A 23,276-nucleotide genomic window follows, 5' to 3' on the forward strand; every position below is an offset into this window, starting at 1 on the left:
CTTAACGGTCTTTCGGGTCGAGGGCATCACGCAGGCCATCGCCGATAAAGTTAAAACAAAACAGGGTGACGACCAGGAAACCCGCCGGATAAAGCAGCAGCCACGGTGAAACTTCCATCGAGTTTGCGCCATCGCTCAGCAGCGCGCCCCAGCTGCTCAGCGGCTCTTGTGTACCGAGGCCCAGGAAGCTCAGGAAAGATTCAAACAGGATCATGCTTGGCACCAGCAGTGAGGCATAGACCACCACCACGCCCAGCACGTTAGGAACGATATGGCGAACCACGATATTCCCGGTGGACACACCGCCTACCTGTGCGGCTTCGATAAACTCTTTGCGTTTGAGGCTCAGCGTCTGGCCGCGAACGATACGCGCCATATCCAGCCAGGACACCATCCCGATGGCCACGAAGATCAGCAGGATGTTCTGGCCGAAGAAGGTCACCAGCAGGATGACGAAGAACATGAACGGGAAGGAGTTCAGGATTTCCAGCAGACGCATCATTACCGAGTCTATTTTGCCGCCGAGGTAGCCGGAAAGTGAGCCGTAGAGCGTACCCACGATCACCGCCACCAGCGCGGCAGCAATACCGACCATCAGCGAAATACGGCCACCGATAGCGACACGCACCAGCAGGTCGCGTCCCGAGGAGTCCGTGCCGAAATAGTGGCCTGATTCCATATCTGGCGCGCTCGACATCATGCCCCAGTCGGTGTCGAAATAGGTAAATTGCGACAGCATCGGCGCCAGGGTCACAAACAGCGCGATAATCACCAGAACAACCAGACTGGCAACCGCTGCACGGTTGTGCATAAAGCGACGGCGCGCGTCCTGCCAGAGGCTACGACCTTCTACTTCCAGTTTTTCACTGAAGTTTTCCAGCGCCTCGCTGTTTTTCTTACTCAACATCATGGCGTGCTCCAGCGTTAGTAACGAATTTTCGGGTCGATGACGGCATACAGCACATCGACGATAGCGTTAAAGAGAATGGTCAGCGCACCGACGAGAATCGTCAGGCTCAGCACCAGCGAATAGTCGCGGTTGAGCGCACCGTTAACGAACAGCTGACCAATGCCAGGCAGGCCGTAAATTGTTTCGATAACCATAGAGCCGGTGATGATCCCGACGAATGCCGGTCCCATGTAGGAGAGCACGGGCAACAGCGCCGGTTTGAGCGCGTGGCGGAAGATAATCCGACGCATCGGCAGCCCTTTAGCGCGCGCGGTACGAATGAAGTTCGAGTGCAGCACTTCGATCATTGAACCACGGGTGATACGCGCGATGCTGGCGATGTACGCCAGAGATAATGCCACCATCGGCAAAATCATGAACTTCAATGCCCCGCCGTTCCAGCCGCCGCCAGGCAGCCACTTCAGCGTGATGGCAAATATCATCACCAGTAATGGCGCGACAACGAAGCTGGGTATCACTACCCCGGTCATTGCCACCCCCATTACGGCATAATCCCATTTGGTATTTTGTCTGAGCGCGGCGATAACGCCCGCGGTGACCCCGAAAACGATGGCCAGAATGAATGCCGCAGCACCCAACTTAGCCGAAACCGGGAAGCTGGACGCGACCAGGTCGTTAACGGAATAGTCTTTATATTTAAATGACGGTCCAAAATCGCCGTGGGCCAGCTGCTTCAGGTAATTGAAGTACTGGGTGGAGATAGGATCGTTCAAGTGGTATTTCGCTTCGATATTCGCCATGACTTCAGGCGGCAGCGTACGCTCACCGGTAAATGGACTTCCCGGCGCAAGGCGCATCATGAAGAAGGAAATCGTGATGAGAATAAATAGCGTTGGAATCGCTTCAAGACAGCGACGTAGGATAAATTTCAACATTGCCCGTACCTTCTGGCGTGTGCCTATATTATGTGACGTTGGTTAGACACCGTGGGGCGAGCACGCCCGCCCCACTCATTGCCATTAATGCTTGATAATATACAAGTTTTTAACGTAGATATTATCCATCGGGTCTTTACCGGTATACCCACCTACCCACGGTTTCACCAGACGGGCGTTAACGTAGTAGTAAACCGGAACGATCGCGGAATCTTTATCCAGCTGCTGCTCGGCCTGAGAGTACAGTTCTTTACGCTGTGCTTCGTCAGTGGTTTTCAGCGTGTCGCCAATCAGCTTGTCAAACGCCGGGCTCTTATAGTGAGCGGTGTTGTTCGAGCTGTCGCTCAGCATGGTGTTCAGGAAGGAGGTCGGTTCGTTATAGTCCGCACACCAGCCAGCACGAGCCACATCAAAGGTGCCCTGATGACGGCTGTCGAGGAAGGTTTTCCACTCCTGGTTCTCCAGCTTCACGTTCGCGCCCAGGTTCTTTTTCCAGATTGAGGCAACGGCGATAGCCAGTTTTTTGTGCAGATCGGAAGTGTTGTAGAGCAGGCTGAAGGTCAGCGGCTTATCTGCGGTGTAGCCCGCTTCGGCCAGCAGTTTCTTCGCTTCTGCGTTACGCTGTTCCTGAGTCTGTTTGAACCACTCTGGCTCGGTCAGTTTTGCGCCATCGGTGTATGGAGGGGTATAGCTGTACGCCGGCAGATCGCCCTGGTTTTTCACTTTGTTCACGATGATATCGCGATCCAGAGCCAGCTTCAGCGCGGTACGAACACGTACGTCGGTAAACGGGGCTTTCTGGTTGTTGATTTCATAGTAATAGGTGCACAGGTACGGATCGACGTGAACTTCTTTAGGGATCTCTTTTTTCAGTTTCTGGAACAGTTCAATCGGCATGTTGTTATAGGTCATGTCGATTTCACCGCTGCGGTAGCGGTTAACGTCAGTTACTTCGGAAGAGATTGGCAGGTAAGTCACCTGGTCAATGACGGTTTTCGCGTTATCCCAATACTGCGGGTTACGGTCAAGCACCATACGTTCGTTGACCACCCAGTCTTTCAGCTTATAGGCACCGTTGGTGACGATGTTGGCAGGCTGCGTCCATTTCTCACCAAATTTTTCTACTGCAGATTTTGGTACCGGGGAGACGGACGGGTGAACCAGCAGCTTATAGAAGTACGGAACAGGTTCGCTCAACGTCACTTCAAAGGTATTGGCATCGATCGCTTTTACGCCCAGGTCGGTAACAGGTTTTTTGCCCGCGATGATGTCATCAATATTGGCAATGTGGCCATATTGCAGGTAGCTCGCATACGGAGAGGCGGTGGTTGGGTTCGCCAGACGCTGCCAGCTATAAACGAAATCTTCGGCCGTAACCGGTGTACCGTCGGACCATTTCGCATCTTTACGCAGATGGAATGTCCAGACTTTGAAATCTTTGTTTTCCCATTTTTCTGCTACACCCGGTGCCGGGTGGCCGTCTACGTCTGTCACCAGCAGGCCTTCGAACAGGTCGCGGTTAACGTTAGACTCAGGAACACCTTCAATTTTGTGCGGGTCAAGAGACTGAACTTCCGCACCGTTGTTACGCACCAGCGTCTGTTTCTCCGCCAGTTGAACACCTGCAGGAACGTCCGCAGCCATTGCAGCGTTGCCCGCGATTAGCGCAGTTAAAATCCCCGCCGCTACCAGATTTTTTTTTGTGATGATGGACATTGTGTTGGTACTCCACTCATTATAATGACTGGCCTTCGCCAGCTGTGTAATCCCCTGTTGGGGCCTGTACAGCGCAGGAGTTTTTTTAGCTGCTGTCAGGTTCTTCTTTTACTGCTTGCTATCACCGACTTTTTTATTACTGACCGCTCGTATGGCCGTCTTGCGTCGATTCTTTACAGGCCTCCCCTGTTTGAGGCCTGCGCTGGATATCTGAGAAGAGAACCATATGAAAATAATTCTCATCTGCTTGTTTTATGCTGCAAAATATTAGGCCGGAAAGTATCAAATGGCGTAAACGCGCGCCAATACATTTTGCAAATTTGTTAAGCAATTCTCTTTTACGGTGAGTACCGCATCGTTGAGGGCAGCCCTGCCGGACATCGAACACCACTTAAAAATCATGACATTCAATAAGATAGAGAAAATTTTCTCTACAAGCGCGTCGCTGCGCTATCATCGAGTGATTTTGTACAAAAAATTAACAACTGGTTATTATTTAGCACATTCATCTAGGGGAATGTTGAATTTACTAATATCATTTCGGTTATCTCTCAGCAAGCCCCAGAGTATCATGTGAGTAAAATAACAGATCGATCGAAGGTTTTCTGCGCAGGCGTGTTTGGCGGGAATTAATAACTTGTTGAAATACAAGCAATGAACATTATTAGTAGAATTTATTATGATATGTGAGCATTTCAACTTTAGTTATAGGATTTACTGATAATGACGTAAAAAAACGGAGCCGTGGCTCCGTTCTTTCATACGAAATATCAGTGCAGCAAACCGGGGAAAATGCTTTTAATTCCTGTAACGATGAATTCAATCCCTAACGCCATCAACAGCAGGCCCATAATACGCGTTATGACGTTAATGCCCGTCTGCCCCAACAGTCGCACCAGCCAGGGTGCCATGCGGAATACTCCCCAACAGCAGAGCGCGAAAAGTGCAATGGCAACGGAAAAGCCAATCAGGTGCATCAGGCTATGGTAACGCGTGCCCCAGACAATGGTTGAACTGATGGCGCCAGGGCCAGCCATGAGCGGCAAGGCCAGCGGCACCACGCCAATACTTTCGCGGATGGCGGTTTCTGACTTCTCCTGCTTGTTTTGTTTATCCTCGCCCAGCTTACCGCTGATCATTGACATGGCGATGGTCACGACCAGGATCCCACCCGCAATGCGGAAAGAGTCAATCGAAATCCCGAAGAGCTGGAGAATGGCGTCACCCAGGAAAAGGGAGGTGAGCAATATGATAGCTACTGACAGGTTAGCGGTGAGGTTGGTCTTATTCCTGGCCGCCGCCGTCTGATAACTCGTCATACTAATGAAGACAGGAATGATCCCCACCGGGTTGACCAGGGCAAACAAACCAATAAAAAATTTAAAATACGTTGGAAAATCAAAGAGCGTTTGGATCACGTTTTGCTCCGCTTATACACATGCCCGGGACTGACACTTTGTCATGAGAAATCGCGCTGAAGATACCCTTTTTATTAGCATACTTCACTCGAAATCTGCGGCAAAACGTTATCATTTCAGGATGTTAAATATATGTATAATCAATGACGGCGTCGCTTCCATTACTTACGTAATTATTTAACACTTGAAAAACCTCAACGAAATAACCCTGCTGAAAGGTATCAGCTTGGGGGAAAATTGACGCAGATCATGATTTCCGTACTCAGAAGTGAGTAATCTTGGTTACGCCCCCAGGGAGATCGCCTGACAAAAAGGGATGATGCTAAGGTAAGGCTCTTTTAGTAAATTAGTGTGCTGACGCAGAAAGTAACTCTTTGTTTTACTTTGTGTTACGCAAGTCGTATCGGCTCTGTCTATACTGTGTGACGTATCGAGCGCTGGTTTACTAAAAGAGTTTAAACATTATCAGGAGAGCATTATGGCTGTTACTAATATCGCTGAACTGAACGCCCTCGTCGAGCGCGTTAAAAAAGCCCAGCGTGAATATGCCAATTTCACCCAAGAACAGGTTGATAAAATCTTCCGCGCGGCCGCACTGGCTGCTGCAGATGCTCGAATCCCTCTCGCTAAAATGGCCGTTGCCGAATCCGGCATGGGTATCGTGGAAGATAAAGTGATCAAAAACCACTTTGCTTCCGAGTATATCTACAACGCCTATAAAGATGAGAAAACCTGTGGCGTGCTGTCCGAAGACGACACCTTCGGTACCATCACCATCGCTGAACCTATCGGCATCATCTGCGGTATTGTTCCGACAACTAACCCGACGTCTACAGCTATCTTCAAATCACTGATTAGCCTGAAGACCCGTAACGCAATCATCTTCTCTCCACACCCACGTGCGAAAGACGCGACCAACAAAGCGGCAGATATTGTCCTGCAGGCGGCGATCGCTGCTGGCGCACCAAAAGATTTGATTGGCTGGATCGACCAACCTTCCGTTGAGCTCTCCAATGCGCTGATGCATCACCCGGACATTAATCTGATCCTGGCGACCGGTGGTCCTGGCATGGTTAAAGCCGCATACAGCTCCGGTAAACCAGCGATCGGTGTGGGCGCGGGTAACACCCCTGTTGTTATCGACGAAACCGCTGACATCAAACGTGCCGTTGCGTCTGTACTGATGTCTAAAACCTTCGATAACGGCGTGATCTGTGCATCTGAACAGTCTGTTGTTGTTGTCGATTCCGTGTACGACGCTGTTCGTGAACGTTTCGCCAGCCACGGCGGCTACCTGCTGCAGGGCAAAGAGCTGAAAGCAGTTCAGGACATTATCCTGAAAAATGGCGCGTTGAACGCTGCCATCGTGGGTCAGCCGGCCTACAAAATTGCTGAACTCGCAGGCTTTACCGTTCCGGCAACAACCAAAATCCTGATCGGTGAAGTGAAAGTTGTCGACGAAAGCGAGCCGTTTGCACATGAAAAACTGTCTCCAACGCTTGCTATGTACCGTGCGAAAGATTTCGAAGACGCGGTAGAGAAAGCCGAGAAACTGGTTGCCATGGGCGGTATCGGTCACACGTCTTGTCTGTACACCGACCAGGATAACCAGCCAGAACGCGTTGCCCACTTCGGTCAGATGATGAAAACTGCACGTATCCTGATTAACACCCCTGCTTCTCAGGGTGGTATCGGTGACCTGTACAACTTTAAACTCGCACCTTCCCTGACTCTGGGTTGTGGTTCCTGGGGTGGTAACTCCATCTCTGAAAACGTTGGTCCAAAACACCTGATCAACAAGAAAACCGTTGCTAAGCGAGCTGAAAACATGTTGTGGCACAAACTTCCGAAATCTATCTACTTCCGCCGTGGCTCACTGCCAATCGCGCTGGATGAAGTGATTACTGATGGCCACAAACGTGCGCTCATCGTGACTGACCGTTTCCTGTTCAACAACGGCTACGCTGACCAGATCACCTCTGTTCTGAAAGCGTCTGGCGTTGAGACAGAAGTGTTCTTTGAAGTTGAAGCTGACCCGACCCTGAGCGTTGTGCGTAAAGGTGCTGAGCTGGCTAATTCCTTCAAACCAGATGTGATTATCGCACTGGGTGGCGGTTCCCCAATGGACGCCGCGAAAATCATGTGGGTCATGTACGAGCATCCTGAAACCCACTTCGAAGAACTGGCGCTGCGCTTTATGGACATCCGTAAACGTATCTACAAGTTCCCGAAAATGGGCGTAAAAGCGAAAATGATCGCGGTAACCACGACTTCCGGTACCGGTTCAGAAGTTACGCCATTCGCGGTAGTAACAGACGATGCAACAGGTCAGAAATACCCACTGGCTGACTATGCACTGACCCCAGACATGGCTATCGTTGATGCGAACCTGGTCATGGAGATGCCGAAATCACTCTGTGCGTTCGGTGGTCTGGATGCGGTAACTCACGCCCTGGAAGCTTACGTTTCTGTGCTGGCATCTGAGTTCTCTGACGGTCAGGCTCTGCAGGCTCTGAAACTGCTGAAAGAAAACCTGCCAGCGTCCTACAACGAAGGGTCTAAAAACCCGGTAGCACGTGAACGCGTTCACAGTGCAGCTACCATCGCTGGTATCGCGTTTGCGAACGCCTTCCTGGGTGTTTGCCACTCTATGGCGCACAAACTGGGTTCTCAGTTCCACATTCCTCACGGTCTGGCGAACGCCCTGTTGATCAGCAACGTTATCCGTTATAACGCTAACGACAACCCAACCAAGCAGACTGCTTTCAGCCAGTACGACCGTCCGCAAGCGCGTCGTCGTTACGCTGAAATCGCAGACCACCTTGGTCTGAGCGCACCGGGTGACCGTACTGCTGCGAAGATTGAGAAACTGCTGGCATGGCTGGAAAGCCTGAAAGCTGAGCTGGGTATTCCTAAATCTATCCGTGAAGCAGGCGTTCAGGAAGCTGACTTCCTCGCTCACGTAGATAAGCTGTCTGAAGATGCATTCGATGACCAGTGTACTGGTGCTAACCCGCGCTACCCACTGATCTCCGAGCTGAAACAGATTCTGCTGGATACCTTCTACGGTCGTGAGTTCAAAGAAGGTGACGTTGCCGCTGTGAAAACAGAAGTTCCTGTCATCAAAGCTGATAAGAAAACGAAGAAAAGCGCTTAATTAGCAGCAGATGAAAAACCCGCCTTTATGGCGGGTTTTTTTATGTCTGTATAACAAGGCTGGCGTTATTTCCTGTTGTCGTGCTGAATCGCCGTCAGCGAGCCTACAGACAACGCTTCTTTATAATGCTTACGACATACCGATACATAGCGTTCATTACCGCCTATAACCACCTGCTCGCCATCTGCATAAGGTTTCCCGGCCTGGTCAAGACGAAGCACCATGCTGGCTTTGCGACCGCAGAAGCAGATTGTTTTCAATTCGACAAGCTTATCCGACCAGGCGAGCAAATACTGGCTACCGGCAAAGAGCTCACCGCGGAAATCCGTACGCAGGCCGTAACACAGCACGGGAATATCAAGCTCATCGACCACCTCTGAAAGGGCATGAACCTGTTCACGCGTCAGAAACTGGCTCTCATCTACCAGAACACAGTGAATGGGCTGCAACGCATGTTCTGTACGAATGTCCTCAAACAGATCGGTTTTCGGGTTAAACAGTCTGGCAGGCGACGAGAGCCCTATTCTTGAGCTCACCTTCCCTGCGCCAAAGCGATCGTCAATTTCAGCCGTATAAACAACGCTTCGCATCCCGCGCTCCTGGTAATTGTACGAGGATTGCAGCAACGCGGTGGATTTCCCGGCATTCATTGCCGAATAGTAGAAATAAAGTTGTGCCATTGGCCGTAAAACCCTAATCAATGTGTAATATTCCCGATGATTCATTGTACCATAATTTGTCTGGTCATCAGCGATGTAGCAAGCTGGGGAAGCGTTTCAGCGCGGAGTTCACAACCTTCTTTTTAAGAAAATAGCCCGTTAAAACATGAGGTAAACTCCTTCTGCCCGGCCAATATGTTATATGTTCAGCCAAACATAACACTGCTTTTTATAGTGGAATCCCCGTTCTTTAAAATTCACTATTTATTAACTATTACTGTCTTAACATCACGCTGGGGAACTAATACAAAAGGCTGATATTTTTCCGCCGCAACTATAATTCCTGCGGTAAATGTCACAAAAAAAAGATGCAATCGGCCGGGTTCTGCCGGGTCACGTGATAACAAACGACACTGTTGGGTGATGAAATTTAAGTTAGCGTAATTAATAATAGCGGCATTATTTAGTATTTTTTGAATTCCTTACATTCCTGGCTATTGCACAACTGAATTTATGGCTCTATTATTAGGTCAACAAACCACCCCCATTATAAGTTTGAGATTACTACAATGAGCGAAGCACTTAAAATTCTGAACAACATCCGTACTCTTCGTGCGCAGGCAAGAGAATGCACCCTCGAAACGCTTGAAGAAATGCTGGAAAAATTAGAAGTTGTAGTTAATGAACGTCGTGAAGAAGAAAGCGCAGCTGCTGCTGAAATCGAAGAACGTACTCGTAAACTGCAGCAATATCGTGAAATGCTGATTGCTGATGGTATCGATCCAAATGAATTGCTGAACAGCATGGCTGCAGCTAAAACCGGTACTAAAGCCAAGCGTGCTGCTCGTCCTGCTAAATATAGCTACGTTGACGAGAACGGCGAAACTAAAACCTGGACTGGCCAGGGCCGCACTCCTGCTGTTATCAAGAAAGCCATGGACGAACAAGGTAAACAGCTGGACGACTTCCTGATCAAGGATTAATCCAGCCGTATTCAGAAAAATCCCGCGTAATGCGGGATTTTTTTTAACCTAAATTTGTGGCAAACATCCCCTTACACTCTGTCATAAAGCATTATTTGGCAATTTTAATAACTGTACTTAGAGACAGGTTTCAGAAGTGTTTAGGGCATAAAAAAACCGGTGGGCAGCGCCTCACCGGTTTCGGACATATGTAACCGTGGCTTATTTCTTAATACCTACGCTCTCTTTGAGCCAGGTTTTAAATTCTTCACCAAGAGTATTGTGGCGAATACCATATTCAACAAACGCCTGCATATAACCAAGCTTATTACCGCAGTCATGGCTCTTACCTTTCATATGGTAAGCCTCAACGGTCTCTTTCTCGATCAGCATATCAATGGCATCCGTCAGCTGAATCTCATCCCCCGCTCCTGGAGGCGTTTTCGCCAGCAGAGGCCAGATTTCAGCGCTCAGAACATAGCGACCTACAACGGCCAGGTTTGAAGGCGCTACGTCGGCTTTAGGCTTCTCTACCACGCCAACCATTGGCACGCTTTCTCCCGGATCAAGGTTAACGCCTTTGCAGTCAACCACACCGTATGCCGTCACGTCTTCAACAGGCTCTACCATGATCTGGCTGCTGCCGGTTTCGTCGAAACGTTTGATCATCTCAGCCAGGTTATCCTGAGAAAGATCGGATTCGTATTCGTCCAGAATTACGTCAGGCAGAATTACCGCTACAGGCTCATCACCTACAACAGGATGTGCACACATAACAGCGTGGCCCAGACCTTTAGCCAGGCCCTGACGAACCTGCATAATGGTAACGTGTGGCGGGCAAATAGACTGAACTTCTTCTAACAGCTGACGCTTAACACGCTTTTCCAGCATGGCTTCAAGTTCAAAGCTTGTATCGAAATGGTTTTCGATAGAGTTTTTTGATGAATGCGTAACCAGCACAATTTCAGTGATGCCGGCTGCGATACATTCATTAACGACATACTGGATTAATGGCTTATCAACCAGAGGCAGCATCTCTTTAGGAATTGCCTTAGTTGCTGGTAACATCCTGGTCCCCAATCCCGCTACCGGGATGACGGCCTTTCTGACTTTCGAATTTAGGGCAGCCATTCAAATTCTCCTGAGCTGTTCAAGTTTTGAACTTTTATGCAATAAATAACGCGTTGAGTATATCAGCCTCGCCCCGCAGTTCGGGTCTGAAAAGAACGCGTTGCCGATCAATTAGGATAAATACGCATGAAACTGGGCAGCGATAGTAGCACTCCCCGTAAAACACAGGTAAAGCAATCTTAAAATTAAGATCCAATTGCTTATTCCGTGGACAACATTAAGCGTAGCCGTCCCCCGGCGCCCCAAATTTGGCACTGCCAGGAGGAACAGCGGTGGCTAATTTGATTAAGATACGCCGTACCCAATGTCCCAAGGGGCACACCGTTACTCACCTCAATATGATGTTCACCGGTATTCAGTGAAGCGTTGAGACCTGCTGAAACGAGGATCAGATTCTTTAAACCGCTGTGGTAATAGCCGACCAGCAGCGGGAACTGTCCGGGCAAATTAGCCTGACGAAAAAGCTGGTTTACCTGTTTGAGCAAACTGCCTAACTCCGGCAGCCGTTGTCCCTGATGCGATAACTGTTCCTGCAGCAAACCATTAAATAGCGCGCGAAGAAGCAACGCGGCTAATACGCCATTATCCCCCGCACGGGTGACATCCAGAGAATAAAACGCAAGGTCGGAATCAGATAATGGTGCGATATCCAGCACCAGTCCCGGCTGGTCAGCCGCCACCAGCTGGCGATAATTTACGCGGCAGTGCGAAATAGTTTGCTGTACGGGCGGCTGAAGTTCTTGCAACAGTTTCGCCGCAGCAGGAGGATCACTCACCAGGGCATCCCAGTCCTGGAAAAGACGCTCCTCTTCCTCGACCCGGGAATTAAACATATTCGGATAAAGGCACGCTAAGACTGTTTCTCGCAGCCGGTTCAGATCCTTGACCGGCTTAAGCAGAATATCCTGGACGCCAAGACGCAATGCTTTGGCGATATCCGCCATATTCTCTGTGGCAGAGATCACCAGAATCGGCGTCTGGTTGCCTTCGTTACGCAGATGTTCAACCAGCTTCAGTCCATTCATGCGCGGCATCTCAATGTCGCAAATCATCAAATCGGGCGTAATACTGATCATTTTTTCCAGGGCGTCGATACCATCTTCAGCGAGTGAAGTGATTGCTCCCAGCGAGGATAACCACGAATCCAGTAGCGATCGGAAAACGGGCTCGTCTTCTACAATCAAAATGTGTTTTCCGGCCAATGGCTGCGTCATGGTTCCTCCCCTGGCTGACAGTAACTAAATAGTGGCATGCGATCGGCACTATCGCCTGTCAGATTTTGCTGAAGTAGTCAAAAAAAGGTGCTTAACGTGCTGTTTGCACAAAAGGCAACAATTCGTCCATTTTCTTTTCGACGGCTAACGAGCCCGCTGCGATGGCGGCCTCAGCCCGATGGAAATCAAGAGTAGAGATTTGCGGACAGTAAGGCTGAATAAGAATATCTGGCGGGTCGCCTGCCATACGATTGCGCTTTAGGCGGTTCTCCAGAACCTGGATTGACGTGGTCATGATTTCTATCGCCGTCGGCGCGGCAACCGAGCGTCGCGCGGCCATGCGCCCGATTCTGCCGCGCAGGCGCTCATGCCAGGCCAGTTTCTCGCCCTCGGCATCTTCGCTCTGGAGATTGACCGGCATGAGGTCCTGCTGCATCAGGTGGGCATCGTGCTGCAGGTCGACGGCAATTACGATATCCGCCCCCATTGCACGGGTCAGAGAGATGGGAACCGGGTTCACGACGCCACCGTCGACAAGCCAGTAACCGTTGTGTGGGACAGGCGCCATGAGCCCCGGCATGCTGCAGGAGGCGCGCACGGCAAGATGAATATCCCCTTCGGTTAGCCACAGTTCGCGTCCCGTGCTGAGGTTCGTCGCGACGGCGCCGAAGGGCATCTGACAATCAGTAAAGTCTTCGAGAGGCATCACCTGGCGGAACTGGTTAAAGACGCGTTCGCCGCGCAACAGCCCACCACGCTGCCACGAGAGGTCCATCAGACGCAGGACGTCCCAGTAACTGAATGAACGCACCCAGGTCTCAAGTTCCGGAAGCTTCCCGCACGCGTAAGCGGAGCCGACAAGCGATCCTATTGAACAACCCGCGACAATATCTACGTCAATGCCCATCTTGTTCAAGGCATTAATCACGCCGATGTGTGACCATCCCCGGGCTGCACCTGAGCCCAGCGCCAGTCCAATTTTAACCTTTCTCATTAGCCCTGTTTTACTTCCCCTGGATTCCTGACATAGCGTCAACGCAACAGCTCAGTTAACATAGTGCTACCCGAAGCGTTTTACGCCTTTATTATTTGTTCCAGGAAGAGAATCGTGTCTCAACTCTGCCCTTGTGGTAGCGCTCTGGAGTATAGCCTATGTTGCCAGCGATATCTGTCTGGCGATCAGGTTGCACCAGACCCGTCACACCTCATGCGTTCACGTTACACTGCTTTTGTGATCAAAGACGCAGACTACCTGATTAAAACCTGGCATCCCTCCTGCCACGCTGACGAATTCAGACAGAACATCGAAGCCGGCTTCGCGAACACGCAGTGGCTCGGCCTTACCGTCTATGAATCCTCAACGGGCAGCCATGTTGATGAAGGTTACGTCAGCTTCGTCGCCCGCTTTAGCGAGAATAATAAACCTGGAGCTATTATCGAGCGTTCCCGGTTCTTAAAGGAAAGCGGGCAGTGGTATTATATTGACGGAACGCGCCCACAGTTTGGTCGTAACGATCCCTGCCCGTGTGGTTCAGGTAAAAAATTTAAAAAGTGTTGCGGGCAGTAATGCCTGACAACCCAGACTTCGCAAATACAAACAGGATTTCCCGGCGATGCAATCATTACAACGTAAAGTTCTGCGCACCATCTGTCCCGATCAAAAAGGACTGATCGCACGAATTACCAACATTTGCTACAAACATGAACTGAATATCGTGCAGAACAACGAGTTCGTTGACCACCGTACCGGCCGCTTCTTTATGCGTACCGAACTCGAAGGTATTTTCAACGACACCACCCTGCTTGCCGATCTCGACAGCGCGCTTCCGGAAGGTTCCGTACGCGAGCTGACCCCAGCCGGTCGACGCCGCATTGTGATCCTGGTGACCAAAGAAGCACACTGTCTGGGCGACCTGCTGATGAAAGCAAACTACGGCGGTCTGGACGTGGAAATAGCTGCCGTTATTGGCAACCATGAGACGCTGCGCTCGCTGGTCGAGCGTTTTGATATTCCGTTCGAGCTGGTTAGCCACGAAGGCCATACCCGTGAAGAACACGACGATTTGATGGCCCAGGCCATTGAAGCGCATAACCCGGACTACGTGGTACTGGCGAAATATATGCGCGTGTTAACGCCCTCCTTCGTGGCGCGTTTCCCGAACAAGATCATCAACATTCACCACTCGTTCCTGCCGGCCTTTATCGGTGCTCGCCCATATCATCAGGCGTACGAGCGCGGGGTGAAGATCATCGGTGCAACCGCGCACTACGTGAATGATAACCTGGACGAAGGTCCAATCATCATGCAGGACGTGATTCACGTGGATCACACCTACACTGCCGAGGACATGATGCGTGCGGGGCGTGACGTTGAGAAGAACGTGCTGAGCCGTGCGCTGTATCAGGTGCTGGCGCAGCGTGTCTTTGTCTACGGCAACAGAACCATCATTCTTTAATCTTTCGGAAAATGAATTGATTAGCTTTGCGCCTTTACGGATAAAAAGCAGGCAAACAGCTTCATTTCCCTAAAGGAATGCTTTACAGGGGCGTCTTATTTGATATGATGCGCCCCGCTTCCAGCAGGAAGCAGGCCAGTTAAAAGCATTACCCCGTGGTGGGGTTCCCGAGCGGCCAAAGGGAGCAGACTGTAAATCTGCCGTCATCGACTTCGAAGGTTCGAATCCTTCCCCCACCACCATCTCTCAGCACGACCTCAAAATTTGAATTACCCCTGGTGGGGTTCCCGAGCGGCCAAAGGGAGCAGACTGTAAATCTGCCGTCATCGACTTCGAAGGTTCGAATCCTTCCCCCACCACCATCACTTCCAAATAACTCTGAATCTCCTTTTTGCACCAGGCATCATGCATTTCCGTAACGGGGAAGCCTTCGTAGGCGCAGCCGCCACCCGGCGACAGAAGCCTACATCGGCGGCAAACGACGCTTCACCGGCGAACTTTTCACAATGGATGTATTGCACTGGGCATGCTCCGCCAGGCCGTCCAGCAGCACATCCAGCTGCTCTATCGATCGCACCACCAGCCTAATCACAAAGCAATCTTCCCCGGTGACTTTGTCACTCTCTATACACTCCGGCATCGCCTGAATGTATTTATCCACCTTATGCAACAGCCCCGGCAAAGGCCGCACGCGCACCAGCGCCTGCAGCGTATACCCCAGCGCCGCCAGATTCACCCGTGCGCCATACCCCTGAATCACACCGCGCTCTTCCAGCCTCTTCAGGCGTTCTGCCGTGCTGGGGGAAGTCAGACCGATGCGTCCGCTGAGCACCTTCAAAGACATGCGCGCATCCTCAACCAGACAGGCTAAAATTTGTCGGTCGATATCATCGAGAAGGTATTCCATCGTTTTCACCTAATTTTAAAAAGCCATCATTGCATTTCACCTTATCTCATCCCTGTAAAACCCGACAGCGATTTTCGACAATAGCGTCATACAATCAGGAGGTGGATGATGCGTGATTTCCATAAAGGCGTCTGGCAAATGAGCCTGGCGATGTTAATTTCCGGCTCAATCGGTGCGTTTGTTTTACTCAGCGGTCTGCCGGTGACGGAGGTGGTGTTCTGGCGCTGTTTTATTGGGGCAATGGCGCTTTTTATTTTTATCCGAATAAGTCAAAAGCCCTTCAGTCCCCTCACCCGCACCACGCTGCTGCTGGCCATTCTCGGCGGCGTGGCATTAGTGGTGAACTGGCTGCTGCTCTTCGCGGCCTATGAGCGGATCTCTATTGGGCTTTCGACCGTAGTCTATAACACCCAGCCGTTTATGCTGGTCCTGATGGGGATGTTTTTAGGTGAACGCGTCAGCCTCGTGAAATGGGGCTGGCTGTTCCTCGCCTTCGGCGGCGTGGTGATATTGCTCTCCAGCGAGCTGACCGGCGCGCATGGCAGTGAATGGCTCGCCGGAATCGGCCTGGCGATGGCCGCGGCTTTCTTCTATGCGGTCACGGCCATTATTGCGCGCAAACTCAGATCCGTTGCGCCGCAGCATATTGCCTTTATCCAGGTGCTGACGGGCGTCGTGATGCTTTTACCGTTTGCCAGCATGCCGTCATTTTCCGGTGATTTCCCCTGGCCGATCCTGCTGACGCTGGGCATCGTCCATACCGGCATTATGTACCAGCTGCTCTACAGCGCAATTCAGAAGCTGCCTACGCCTATAACCGGCTCCCTGTCGTTTATCTATCCGGTGGTGGCGATCGTTGTCGATAATCTGGTGTTCGGACACTCGCTGAACCTGACGCAGCTCGCGGGCGGCGCGCTGATCCTGTTTGCTGCAGCGGGCAACAACCTGGGCTGGGGCGAAAAAAAACCCCGCGAGTGCGGGGTGAGTGTCAAAACGGTGAATTAGCGGCGGGCGCGCACAATCTGGTATTTGCGCGTCAGGTACTCTACCGGCGCGCTCCAGATATGCACCAGACGAGAGAACGGGAACAGAACAAAAAGCGTCATCCCCAGCACCAGGTGAACGCGGAAGATAAACGCCACGCCGTCCAGGTGCGCGGACGCGCCGCCGTGGAAGGTCACCACGGACTGCGCCCAGCCGACCAGCTTCATCATTTCGCTGCCGTCCATATGCTGCGCCGAGAACGGAATGGTCAGCAGGCCCAGCGCGCACTGCACCATCAGCAGGGAGAGGATCAGGATGTCCGCTGCTGTTGTCGTTGCACGCACGCGCGGGCTGAACAGACGACGTTTCAGCAGCAGCAGGCCGCCTACCAGGGTCATCACCCCGCAGGCACCGCCGGCGATCATCGCCATCTTCTGCTTCACCTCAATTGGTAGCCACGCTTCATACATCCAGTGCGGCGTCAGCATTCCCAGGAAGTGGCCGGCAAAAATCCCCAGAATACCGATGTGGAACAGATTAGATCCCACATGCATTCCTTTGCGATCCAGCATCTGGCTGGAGGCAGCACGCCAGGTGTACTGGCCGTAGTCGTAACGCAGCCAGCTTCCCACCAGGAACACGGTGCCCGCGATATACGGGTAAATGTCAAAGAAGAACATATTCAGGAAGTGCATTAGTGCCGTCCTCCGTTAGAGATATTCAAATATTGCGGGGCAACCGCGCCGGCAAAACGACGCTGGTGAGCGGAGATTTCAGACTCGCCGCAGTTCTGGTCAGCAAAGAATTTCACCTGCTCTTCTTCCCAGACCGCGTCCAGCGCTTGTGGCGTATCATCGCGGGCTTCATCCGCAATTTTCTCCGCCACTTTTTCGCTGTCGACCGCAGCGTTGGCCAGCTTCACCAGCAGATCGAACAGCACCGCATAGCGGCTCTCCCGCTGCTGAAGACGCGCGCCGAGCAGCGCCAGGATCGGCGCGATGTCCTGCAGACCGCCCAGCGCCTCTTCTTTCGGTAGCTGCGCCAGGTACTCCAGATACAGCGGCAGATGATCCGGCAGCTCGCGGCTGTCGAGCTGCAGGCCGTGCTGTTCATACTGGGCCATCAGGTCCACCATCGCCTGACCGCGATCGCGGGATTCACCGTGCACGTGTTCAAACAGCAGAAGCGAGGTCGCACGACCCCGGTCAAACAGCTGGCTGTAGTCCGACTGGGCATCCAGAAGATCGCACGCGAGCAGATCGCGGAGGAAGACGCCCAGCGTCTGGGCATCCTCTTTATCCAGGTTTTCAGATGACGCGAGTGCATCAAAGAGTTCCTGCTGATGCTGCGCAAGCGCAGCATTCGGGTACTCGAGCAGACGCGAAACAATGACGAGTTCAATCATTGGTGCGGCTCCGTTTTGCTGGTCACATCCATGGCATCGATGCGGCGGCTGTTGAACAGGTTGAATTTGCTGTCTGACCCGTGGCAACCGTCACCAAAGGTAAAGCCACAGCCATTTTTTTCCGGGAAGGCTTCGCGGGCCAGCTCACGATGGCTGCTCGGCACCACGAAACGGTCTTCGTAGTTGGCAATCGCCAGATAGCGGTACATCTCCTGCGCCTGCGCTTCGGTCAGTCCGACCTCTTCCAGCGCGCGGGTATCGGTCACACCGTCTACGGTTTCCGCACGTTTGAAGTGACGCATCGCCAGCATACGCTTCAGCGCGAGCAGTACCGGCTGGGTGTCCCCTGCGGTCAGCAGGTTAGCCAGGTACTGAACCGGAATGCGCAGGCTTTCCACGTCCGGCAGGATGCCGTTGCTGCCCAGCTCGCCCGCGTCAGCGGCAGACTGAATCGGCGACAGCGGCGGCACGTACCAAACCATCGGCAGGGTACGGTATTCCGGATGCAGCGGCAGGGCCAGCTTCCAGTCCATCGCCATTTTGTACACCGGAGACTGCTGCGCCGCGTCGATGACGCTCTGCGGCACGCCGTCTTTCAGCGCCTGCTCAATCACCTTCGGATCGTTTGGATCGAGGAAGACGTCCAGCTGACGCTGATACAGATCTTTCTCGTGCTCGGTGCTGGCCGCATTTTCAATTGCGTCCGCGTCATACAGCAGCACGCCGAGGTAGCGAATACGGCCCACGCAGCTTTCGGAGCAGACGGTTGGCATCCCGGCTTCGATACGCGGGTAGCAGAAGATGCACTTCTCAGACTTGCCGCTCTTCCAGTTGAAGTAGATTTTTTTGTACGGGCAGCCGGTGATACACATACGCCAGCCGCGGCACTTGTCCTGGTCGATCAGCACGATGCCGTCTTCTTCACGCTTGTAGATGGCGCCGCTTGGGCAGGTCGCCACGCACGCCGGGTTGAGGCAGTGCTCGCAAAGGCGCGGCAGATACATCATGAAGGTATTTTCGAACTGGCCGTACATCGCCTTCTGCATGTTCTCGAAGTTCTGGTCTTTGGCGCGTTTCTCGAACTCACCGCCCAGAATCTCTTCCCAGTTTGGACCGCTGGTGATCTTGTCCATGCGCTGACCGGTGATCAGCGAGCGAGGACGGGCGATCGGCTGGTGCTTGCTTTCCGGCGCGTTGTGCAGGTTCTGGTAGTCGTAGTCAAACGGCTCGTAGTAATCGTCAATGCCCGGCAGGTGCGGGTTAGCGAAGATTTTACCCAGCAGCATCGCGCGGTTACCCATGCGCGGCTGCAGCTTGCCGTTGATTTTACGGATCCAGCCGCCCTTCCACTTCTCCTGGTTTTCCCAGTCGGTCGGGAAGCCGGTGCCCGGCTTGCTTTCCACGTTGTTGAACCAGGCGTACTCCATACCTTCGCGGCTGGTCCAGACGTTTTTACAGGTGACCGAGCAGGTATGACATCCGATGCATTTATCCAGATTCAGCACCATGCCGACTTGTGAACGAATTTTCATTTTACGCTCTCCTGTACCTGGTCATTACCTTCGCCGTCTAACCAGTTAATGTTCTTCATCTTACGTACCACCACGAACTCATCGCGGTTCGATCCTACGGTGCCGTAGTAGTTAAAGCCGTAGGCCAGCTGCGCATAGCCACCGATCATGTGGGTCGGCTTCGGCGTAATGCGGGTCACGGAGTTGTGGATCCCGCCGCGCTGCTCGGTAATTTCTGACCCCGGCAGGTTAACGATACGTTCCTGCGCGTGGTACATCATGGTCATCCCGGCCGGTACGCGCTGACTCACCACCGCACGCGCCGTCAGGGCACCGTTGCTGTTAAACACTTCGATCCAGTCGTTATCTTCAATACCCAGATCTTTGGCGTCCGTTTCGCTCATCCAGACAATCGGACCGCCGCGCGACAGGGTCAGCATCAGCAGGTTGTCGCTGTAGGTTGAGTGAATACCCCACTTCTGGTGAGGCGTCAGGAAGTTCAGCGCCTTCTCTGGGTTACCGTTCGATTTCGCGCCCATCACCGCTTTCACGGAGCGGGTGTCGATTGGCGGACGGTAGACCAGCAGGCTTTCACCGAAGTCGCGCATCCACTGATGATCCTGATACAGCGACTGGCGGCCTGACAGGGTGCGCCATGGGATCAGCTCGTGAACGTTGGTGTAGCCCGCGTTATAAGACACGTGCTCATCTTCCAGGCCTGACCAGGTCGGGCTGGAGATAATCTTGCGCGGCTGCGCCTGAATATCGCGGAAGCGGATTTTCTCTTCCTCTTTATTCGTCGCCAGGTGCGTATGGTCGCGGCCGGTGAACTCGCTCAGTGCCGCCCAGGCTTTCACGGCAACGTGGCCGTTGGTTTCCGGGGCCAGGGTCAGGATCATCTCTGCCGCATCAATCGCCGTGTTCAGCATTGGCTGGCCTTTCGCCGGGCCGTCCGCTTTGGTGTAGTTGAGCTTGCGCAGCAGATCCATTTCGCTCTGGGTATTCCAGGCGATCCCCTTCCCGCCGTTACCGATTTTCTCCATCAGCGGGCCGATAGAGGTAAAGCGCTCGTAGGTTGCCGGATAGTCGCGTTCAACCGGAATAATGTGCGGCGCGGTCACGCCCGGGATCAGGTCGCATTCGCCTTTTTTCCAGTCCTTCACGTCCAGCGGCTGCGCCAGTTCGGCGGCGGAGTCGTGCTGGATGGGCAGCGTCACTACGTCGGTCTCTTTGCCCAAGTGCCCTACGCAGACCTCGGAGAATTTCTTCGCGATGTCTTTGTAGATATCCCAGTCGCTTTTCGATTCCCACGCCGGGTCAACGGCCGCAGACAGCGGATGAATAAACGGATGCATATCCGAGGTATTCATGTCGTCTTTTTCGTACCAGGTCGCGGTTGGCAGCACGATGTCGGAGTACAGGCAGGTGCTGGACAGACGGAAGTCGAGCGTCACCACCAGATCCAGCTTGCCGTCGAGACCGTTGTCTTTCCACTCCACCTCTTCCGGCTTCACGCCGCCCTGCTTGCCGAGATCTTTCCCCTGGATACCGTTTTCGGTACCGAGCAGGTATTTCAGCATGTACTCGTGGCCTTTACCGGACGAGCCCAGCAGGTTGGAGCGCCAGATGAACAGGTTACGCGGGTGGTTTTTACCGTTCTCCGGCTGTTCTGCCGCGAAGCGGATAGAGCCATCCTTCAGGGATTTCACGGTGTAATCCACCGGTGACATGCCCGCCTTCTTCGCCGCTTCCGCAATGCGCAGCGGGTTAGTGCCCAGCTGCGGCGCAGACGGCAGCCAGCCCATGCGTTCAGCACGCACGTTGAAGTCAATCAGGTGGCCGCTGTAGCGGGATTTATCCGCCATCGGCGACAGCAGCTCCTGCGCGGTGACCGTTTCATAGCGCCACTGGCTGGAGTGGTTATAGAAGTACGAGGTGCTGTTCATATGGCGTGCCGGACGCTGCCAGTCGAGGGCAAACGCCAGCGGCTGCCAGCCGGTCTGCGGACGCAGTTTTTCCTGGCCCACATAGTGCGCCCAGCCGCCGCCGCTCTGACCGACGCAGCCGCAGAAGATCAGCATGTTGATCAGACCGCGATAGTTCATATCGAGGTGATACCAGTGGTTCAGACCCGCACCGACGATGATCATCGAACGGCCGTGCGTTTTGTCCGCGTTTTCTGCGAACTCACGTGCGATACGGGTAATGTGCGCGCGAGGCACGCCGGTGATCTGCTCCGCCCAGGCCGGGGTGTAGGCCTTCACGTCGTCATAGCCGGTTGCGCAGTTTTCATCGCCCAGACCGCGTTCCAGACCATAGTTCGCCATGGTCAGGTCATAAACGGTGGTGACCAGTGCGGTAGAGCCGTCGGCCAGCTGCAGGCGTTTAACCGGCAGTTTGTGCATCAGAACGTTTTTCAGTTCAACCTTGTTGAAATGCTCTGAACCTTCGCCGCCGAAGTATGGGAATCCGACTTCAGCGATCTCGTCCTGGCTGCCCAGCATGCTCAGGCGCAGCTCCGTCTCTTCGCCGGTGGTGCCGTTGCGTTGCTCAAGGTTCCACTTGCCCTTCTCGCCCCAGCGGAAGCCGATAGAGCCGTTTGGCGCCACCAGCTCGCCGTTGCTGTTATACGCAACGGTTTTCCACTCAGGGTTATTTTCCTGGCCCAGCGAATCCACCAGATCTGCGGCGCGCAGCGTGCGGCCAGCGGCATAGTAGCCATCACGCTCTTCCAGCATGACCAGCATCGGCATGTCGGTGTAGCGGCGAACGTAGTCGGTGAAGTACTGGCTTGGCTTATCAAGATGGAATTCACGCAGCATGACGTGGCCCATCGCCATCGCCATCGCGGCATCGGTACCCTGTTTCGGCGCCAGCCACAGATCGCAAAGCTTGGCGATTTCCGCGTAGTCAGGGGTCACCGCCACGGTTTTGGTGCCTTTGTAACGGACTTCAGTAAAGAAGTGCGCGTCCGGCGTACGCGTCTGAGGAACGTTAGAGCCCCAGGCGATGATGTAGCTGGAGTTATACCAGTCCGCGGATTCCGGCACGTCGGTCTGCTCGCCCCAGGTCTGCGGAGACGCAGGCGGCAGGTCGCAGTACCAGTCGTAGAAGCTCAGGCAGGTCCCGCCGATAAGCGACAGATAGCGCGCCCCGGAGGCGTAAGAGACCATCGACATCGCCGGGATTGGCGAGAAGCCCGCCACGCGGTCAGGACCGTAGGTTTTAACGGTGTAGACGTTGGAGGCGGCAATCAGCTCGTTCACTTCTTTCCATGAGGAGCGAACGAAACCACCGCGACCGCGAGCCTGCTTGAAGCTTTTTGCTTTGTCCGCGTCTTCGATGATGGACGCCCAGGCATCCACCGGATCGCTGTGCTGCACTTTCGCTTCACGCCACATCTTCATCAGGCGCTTGCGCATAAGAGGGTATTTCAGACGGTTAGCGCTGTAGAGATACCAGGAGTAGCTGGCGCCACGCGGGCAGCCGCGCGGTTCGTGGTTTGGCATATCCGGGCGGGTGCGCGGATAGTCGGTCTGCTGCATTTCCCAGGTCACCAGACCGTTTTTAACGAAAATCTTCCAGCTGCATGAGCCAGTACAGTTCACGCCGTGGGTCGAACGGACGACTTTGTCATGCTGCCAGCGCTGACGGTAACCGTCTTCCCAGTCCCGGTTGGTATCCAGAACCTGGCCGTGCCCATCGGCAAAAGTTTCACCCTTCTGTTTGAAGTAGCGAAACCGGTCCAAAAATTTGCTCATCGGGTATCTCCTGTGTGGAGCCTGTGGCTCTCTAAATCGACATTGCTGATTTGCAGCGAAGGTAACGCCCTGAAAGAGGGGGAGAATTGATAACGATCAAGACGAGGAGGGACTTTCAGGTGAGGGATTATACCGAATACCACCAAAGCG

The 23,276-nt window shown here is 53.2% G+C and carries 18 protein-coding genes and 2 tRNA genes; 7 read left to right on the top strand and 13 right to left on the bottom strand.

Annotated features, from left to right (window positions below):
- Nucleotide 1: 1 nt before the first annotated feature.
- The 4 genes from oppC to BJ885_RS09145 form a co-directional block, all read right to left on the bottom strand.
- Complete coding sequence (gene oppC, locus BJ885_RS09130; RefSeq protein ID WP_023312096.1) at nt 2–910, bottom strand: oligopeptide ABC transporter permease OppC; 909 nt, start codon at nt 908–910, stop codon at nt 2–4.
- Between the two features lie 14 nt (nt 911–924).
- A complete protein-coding gene (gene oppB, locus BJ885_RS09135) occupies nt 925–1,845 on the bottom strand; it encodes an oligopeptide ABC transporter permease OppB (RefSeq protein ID WP_008502786.1) in 921 nt (306 codons plus the stop codon).
- Nucleotides 1,846–1,929: 84 nt separating this feature from the next.
- Entirely contained in the window at nt 1,930–3,561 is a 1,632-nt protein-coding gene (oppA, locus tag BJ885_RS09140) for an oligopeptide ABC transporter substrate-binding protein OppA (protein ID WP_038417461.1), read from the bottom strand.
- 770 nt (nt 3,562–4,331) lie between these two features.
- On the bottom strand, nt 4,332–4,979 hold the full coding sequence (locus tag BJ885_RS09145) for a YchE family NAAT transporter (RefSeq protein WP_023312098.1): 648 nt from the start codon (nt 4,977–4,979) through the stop codon (nt 4,332–4,334).
- 478 nt (nt 4,980–5,457) lie between these two features.
- Here BJ885_RS09145 and adhE point away from each other — a divergent pair, with 478 nt between their 5' ends.
- Nucleotides 5,458–8,136 (top strand): bifunctional acetaldehyde-CoA/alcohol dehydrogenase, encoded by a 2,679-nt coding sequence (adhE, locus tag BJ885_RS09150; RefSeq protein ID WP_121931754.1) that lies wholly within the window; start codon nt 5,458–5,460, stop codon nt 8,134–8,136.
- 65 nt (nt 8,137–8,201) lie between these two features.
- Here adhE and tdk read toward each other — a convergent pair whose 3' ends face one another.
- Nucleotides 8,202–8,816: a thymidine kinase gene (tdk, locus tag BJ885_RS09155; protein WP_029741683.1), complete on the bottom strand. Its 615-nt coding sequence runs from the start codon at nt 8,814–8,816 to the stop codon at nt 8,202–8,204.
- A 548-nt stretch (nt 8,817–9,364) separates the two neighbouring features.
- Here tdk and hns point away from each other — a divergent pair.
- Nucleotides 9,365–9,778 (top strand): histone-like nucleoid-structuring protein H-NS, encoded by a 414-nt coding sequence (gene hns, locus BJ885_RS09160; protein WP_008502781.1) that lies wholly within the window; start codon nt 9,365–9,367, stop codon nt 9,776–9,778.
- Nucleotides 9,779–9,979: 201 nt separating this feature from the next.
- On the opposite strand, the gene galU is transcribed toward hns, so the two are convergent.
- The 3 genes from galU to rssA form a co-directional block, all read right to left on the bottom strand.
- Nucleotides 9,980–10,888, bottom strand: coding sequence for a UTP--glucose-1-phosphate uridylyltransferase GalU (gene galU / locus BJ885_RS09165; RefSeq protein WP_047647520.1), 909 nt, complete (start codon nt 10,886–10,888; stop codon nt 9,980–9,982).
- 200 nt (nt 10,889–11,088) lie between these two features.
- Nucleotides 11,089–12,102 (bottom strand): two-component system response regulator RssB, encoded by a 1,014-nt coding sequence (rssB, locus tag BJ885_RS09170; RefSeq protein ID WP_023312101.1) that lies wholly within the window; start codon nt 12,100–12,102, stop codon nt 11,089–11,091.
- Nucleotides 12,103–12,193: 91 nt separating this feature from the next.
- Nucleotides 12,194–13,096: a patatin-like phospholipase RssA gene (gene rssA, locus BJ885_RS09175; protein ID WP_029741684.1), complete on the bottom strand. Its 903-nt coding sequence runs from the start codon at nt 13,094–13,096 to the stop codon at nt 12,194–12,196.
- Nucleotides 13,097–13,210: 114 nt separating this feature from the next.
- Between rssA and BJ885_RS09180 the strand changes: the two genes are divergently transcribed.
- The 4 genes from BJ885_RS09180 (at nt 13,211) to BJ885_RS09195 (ending at nt 14,920) form a co-directional block, all read left to right on the top strand.
- Complete coding sequence (locus tag BJ885_RS09180; RefSeq protein ID WP_121931755.1) at nt 13,211–13,669, top strand: YchJ family protein; 459 nt, start codon at nt 13,211–13,213, stop codon at nt 13,667–13,669.
- 46 nt (nt 13,670–13,715) lie between these two features.
- Nucleotides 13,716–14,558, top strand: coding sequence for a formyltetrahydrofolate deformylase (gene purU / locus BJ885_RS09185; RefSeq protein WP_021240336.1), 843 nt, complete (start codon nt 13,716–13,718; stop codon nt 14,556–14,558).
- 157 nt (nt 14,559–14,715) lie between these two features.
- Nucleotides 14,716–14,800: transfer RNA gene (locus BJ885_RS09190), tRNA-Tyr, on the top strand.
- A gap of 35 nt (nt 14,801–14,835) precedes the next feature.
- Nucleotides 14,836–14,920: transfer RNA gene (locus BJ885_RS09195), tRNA-Tyr, on the top strand.
- A gap of 101 nt (nt 14,921–15,021) precedes the next feature.
- Here the strand turns inward: BJ885_RS09195 and BJ885_RS09200 are convergent.
- Nucleotides 15,022–15,465, bottom strand: coding sequence for an Lrp/AsnC family transcriptional regulator (locus BJ885_RS09200; protein WP_029740417.1), 444 nt, complete (start codon nt 15,463–15,465; stop codon nt 15,022–15,024).
- A gap of 108 nt (nt 15,466–15,573) precedes the next feature.
- Here BJ885_RS09200 and BJ885_RS09205 point away from each other — a divergent pair, with 108 nt between their 5' ends.
- Nucleotides 15,574–16,470, top strand: a complete 897-nt coding sequence (locus tag BJ885_RS09205; protein ID WP_121931756.1) for a DMT family transporter — start codon at nt 15,574–15,576, stop codon at nt 16,468–16,470.
- Here BJ885_RS09205 and narI read toward each other — a convergent pair.
- From narI to BJ885_RS09225, 4 genes are read right to left on the bottom strand one after another with little or no spacing between them, the layout of a single operon-like run.
- Nucleotides 16,467–17,144 carry a respiratory nitrate reductase subunit gamma gene (gene narI / locus BJ885_RS09210; RefSeq protein ID WP_023312107.1) on the bottom strand — a complete coding sequence of 226 codons (678 nt, stop codon included), beginning with the start codon at nt 17,142–17,144 and terminating at the stop codon, nt 16,467–16,469. The two genes, BJ885_RS09205 and narI, sit on opposite strands and share 4 nt — an antisense overlap.
- Complete coding sequence (gene narJ / locus BJ885_RS09215; protein ID WP_121931757.1) at nt 17,144–17,854, bottom strand: nitrate reductase molybdenum cofactor assembly chaperone; 711 nt, start codon at nt 17,852–17,854, stop codon at nt 17,144–17,146. The genes narI and narJ overlap by 1 nt, the downstream gene beginning before the upstream one ends.
- A complete protein-coding gene (gene narH / locus BJ885_RS09220; protein ID WP_023312109.1) occupies nt 17,851–19,386 on the bottom strand; it encodes a nitrate reductase subunit beta in 1,536 nt (511 codons plus the stop codon). The genes narJ and narH overlap by 4 nt, the downstream gene beginning before the upstream one ends.
- Nucleotides 19,383–23,126, bottom strand: a complete 3,744-nt coding sequence (locus BJ885_RS09225) for a nitrate reductase subunit alpha (RefSeq protein ID WP_121931758.1) — start codon at nt 23,124–23,126, stop codon at nt 19,383–19,385. The genes narH and BJ885_RS09225 overlap by 4 nt, the downstream gene beginning before the upstream one ends.
- Nucleotides 23,127–23,276: the final 150 nt, after the last annotated feature.

Origin of the sequence: Enterobacter sp. WP_7_1, assembly GCF_003688535.1 — a bacterium.
GTDB lineage: Bacteria > Pseudomonadota > Gammaproteobacteria > Enterobacterales > Enterobacteriaceae > Enterobacter > Enterobacter asburiae.

Bases quoted from the DNA above. Each gene is read 5' to 3' on its own strand.
- oppC (WP_023312096.1), bottom strand. From the start codon at position 910: ATGATGTTGAGTAAGAAAAACAGCGAGGCGCTGGAAAACTTCAGTGAA.
- oppB (WP_008502786.1), bottom strand. From the start codon at position 1,845: ATGTTGAAATTTATCCTACGTCGCTGTCTTGAAGCGATTCCAACGCTA.
- oppA (WP_038417461.1), bottom strand. From the start codon at position 3,561: ATGTCCATCATCACAAAAAAAAATCTGGTAGCGGCGGGGATTTTAACT.
- adhE (WP_121931754.1), top strand. From the start codon at position 5,458: ATGGCTGTTACTAATATCGCTGAACTGAACGCCCTCGTCGAGCGCGTT.
- tdk (WP_029741683.1), bottom strand. From the start codon at position 8,816: ATGGCACAACTTTATTTCTACTATTCGGCAATGAATGCCGGGAAATCC.
- hns (WP_008502781.1), top strand. From the start codon at position 9,365: ATGAGCGAAGCACTTAAAATTCTGAACAACATCCGTACTCTTCGTGCG.
- galU (WP_047647520.1), bottom strand. From the start codon at position 10,888: ATGGCTGCCCTAAATTCGAAAGTCAGAAAGGCCGTCATCCCGGTAGCG.
- rssB (WP_023312101.1), bottom strand. From the start codon at position 12,102: ATGACGCAGCCATTGGCCGGAAAACACATTTTGATTGTAGAAGACGAG.
- rssA (WP_029741684.1), bottom strand. From the start codon at position 13,096: ATGAGAAAGGTTAAAATTGGACTGGCGCTGGGCTCAGGTGCAGCCCGG.
- purU (WP_021240336.1), top strand. From the start codon at position 13,716: ATGCAATCATTACAACGTAAAGTTCTGCGCACCATCTGTCCCGATCAA.
- BJ885_RS09200 (WP_029740417.1), bottom strand. From the start codon at position 15,465: ATGGAATACCTTCTCGATGATATCGACCGACAAATTTTAGCCTGTCTG.
- BJ885_RS09205 (WP_121931756.1), top strand. From the start codon at position 15,574: ATGCGTGATTTCCATAAAGGCGTCTGGCAAATGAGCCTGGCGATGTTA.
- narI (WP_023312107.1), bottom strand. From the start codon at position 17,144: ATGCACTTCCTGAATATGTTCTTCTTTGACATTTACCCGTATATCGCG.
- narJ (WP_121931757.1), bottom strand. From the start codon at position 17,854: ATGATTGAACTCGTCATTGTTTCGCGTCTGCTCGAGTACCCGAATGCT.
- narH (WP_023312109.1), bottom strand. From the start codon at position 19,386: ATGAAAATTCGTTCACAAGTCGGCATGGTGCTGAATCTGGATAAATGC.
- BJ885_RS09225 (WP_121931758.1), bottom strand. From the start codon at position 23,126: ATGAGCAAATTTTTGGACCGGTTTCGCTACTTCAAACAGAAGGGTGAA.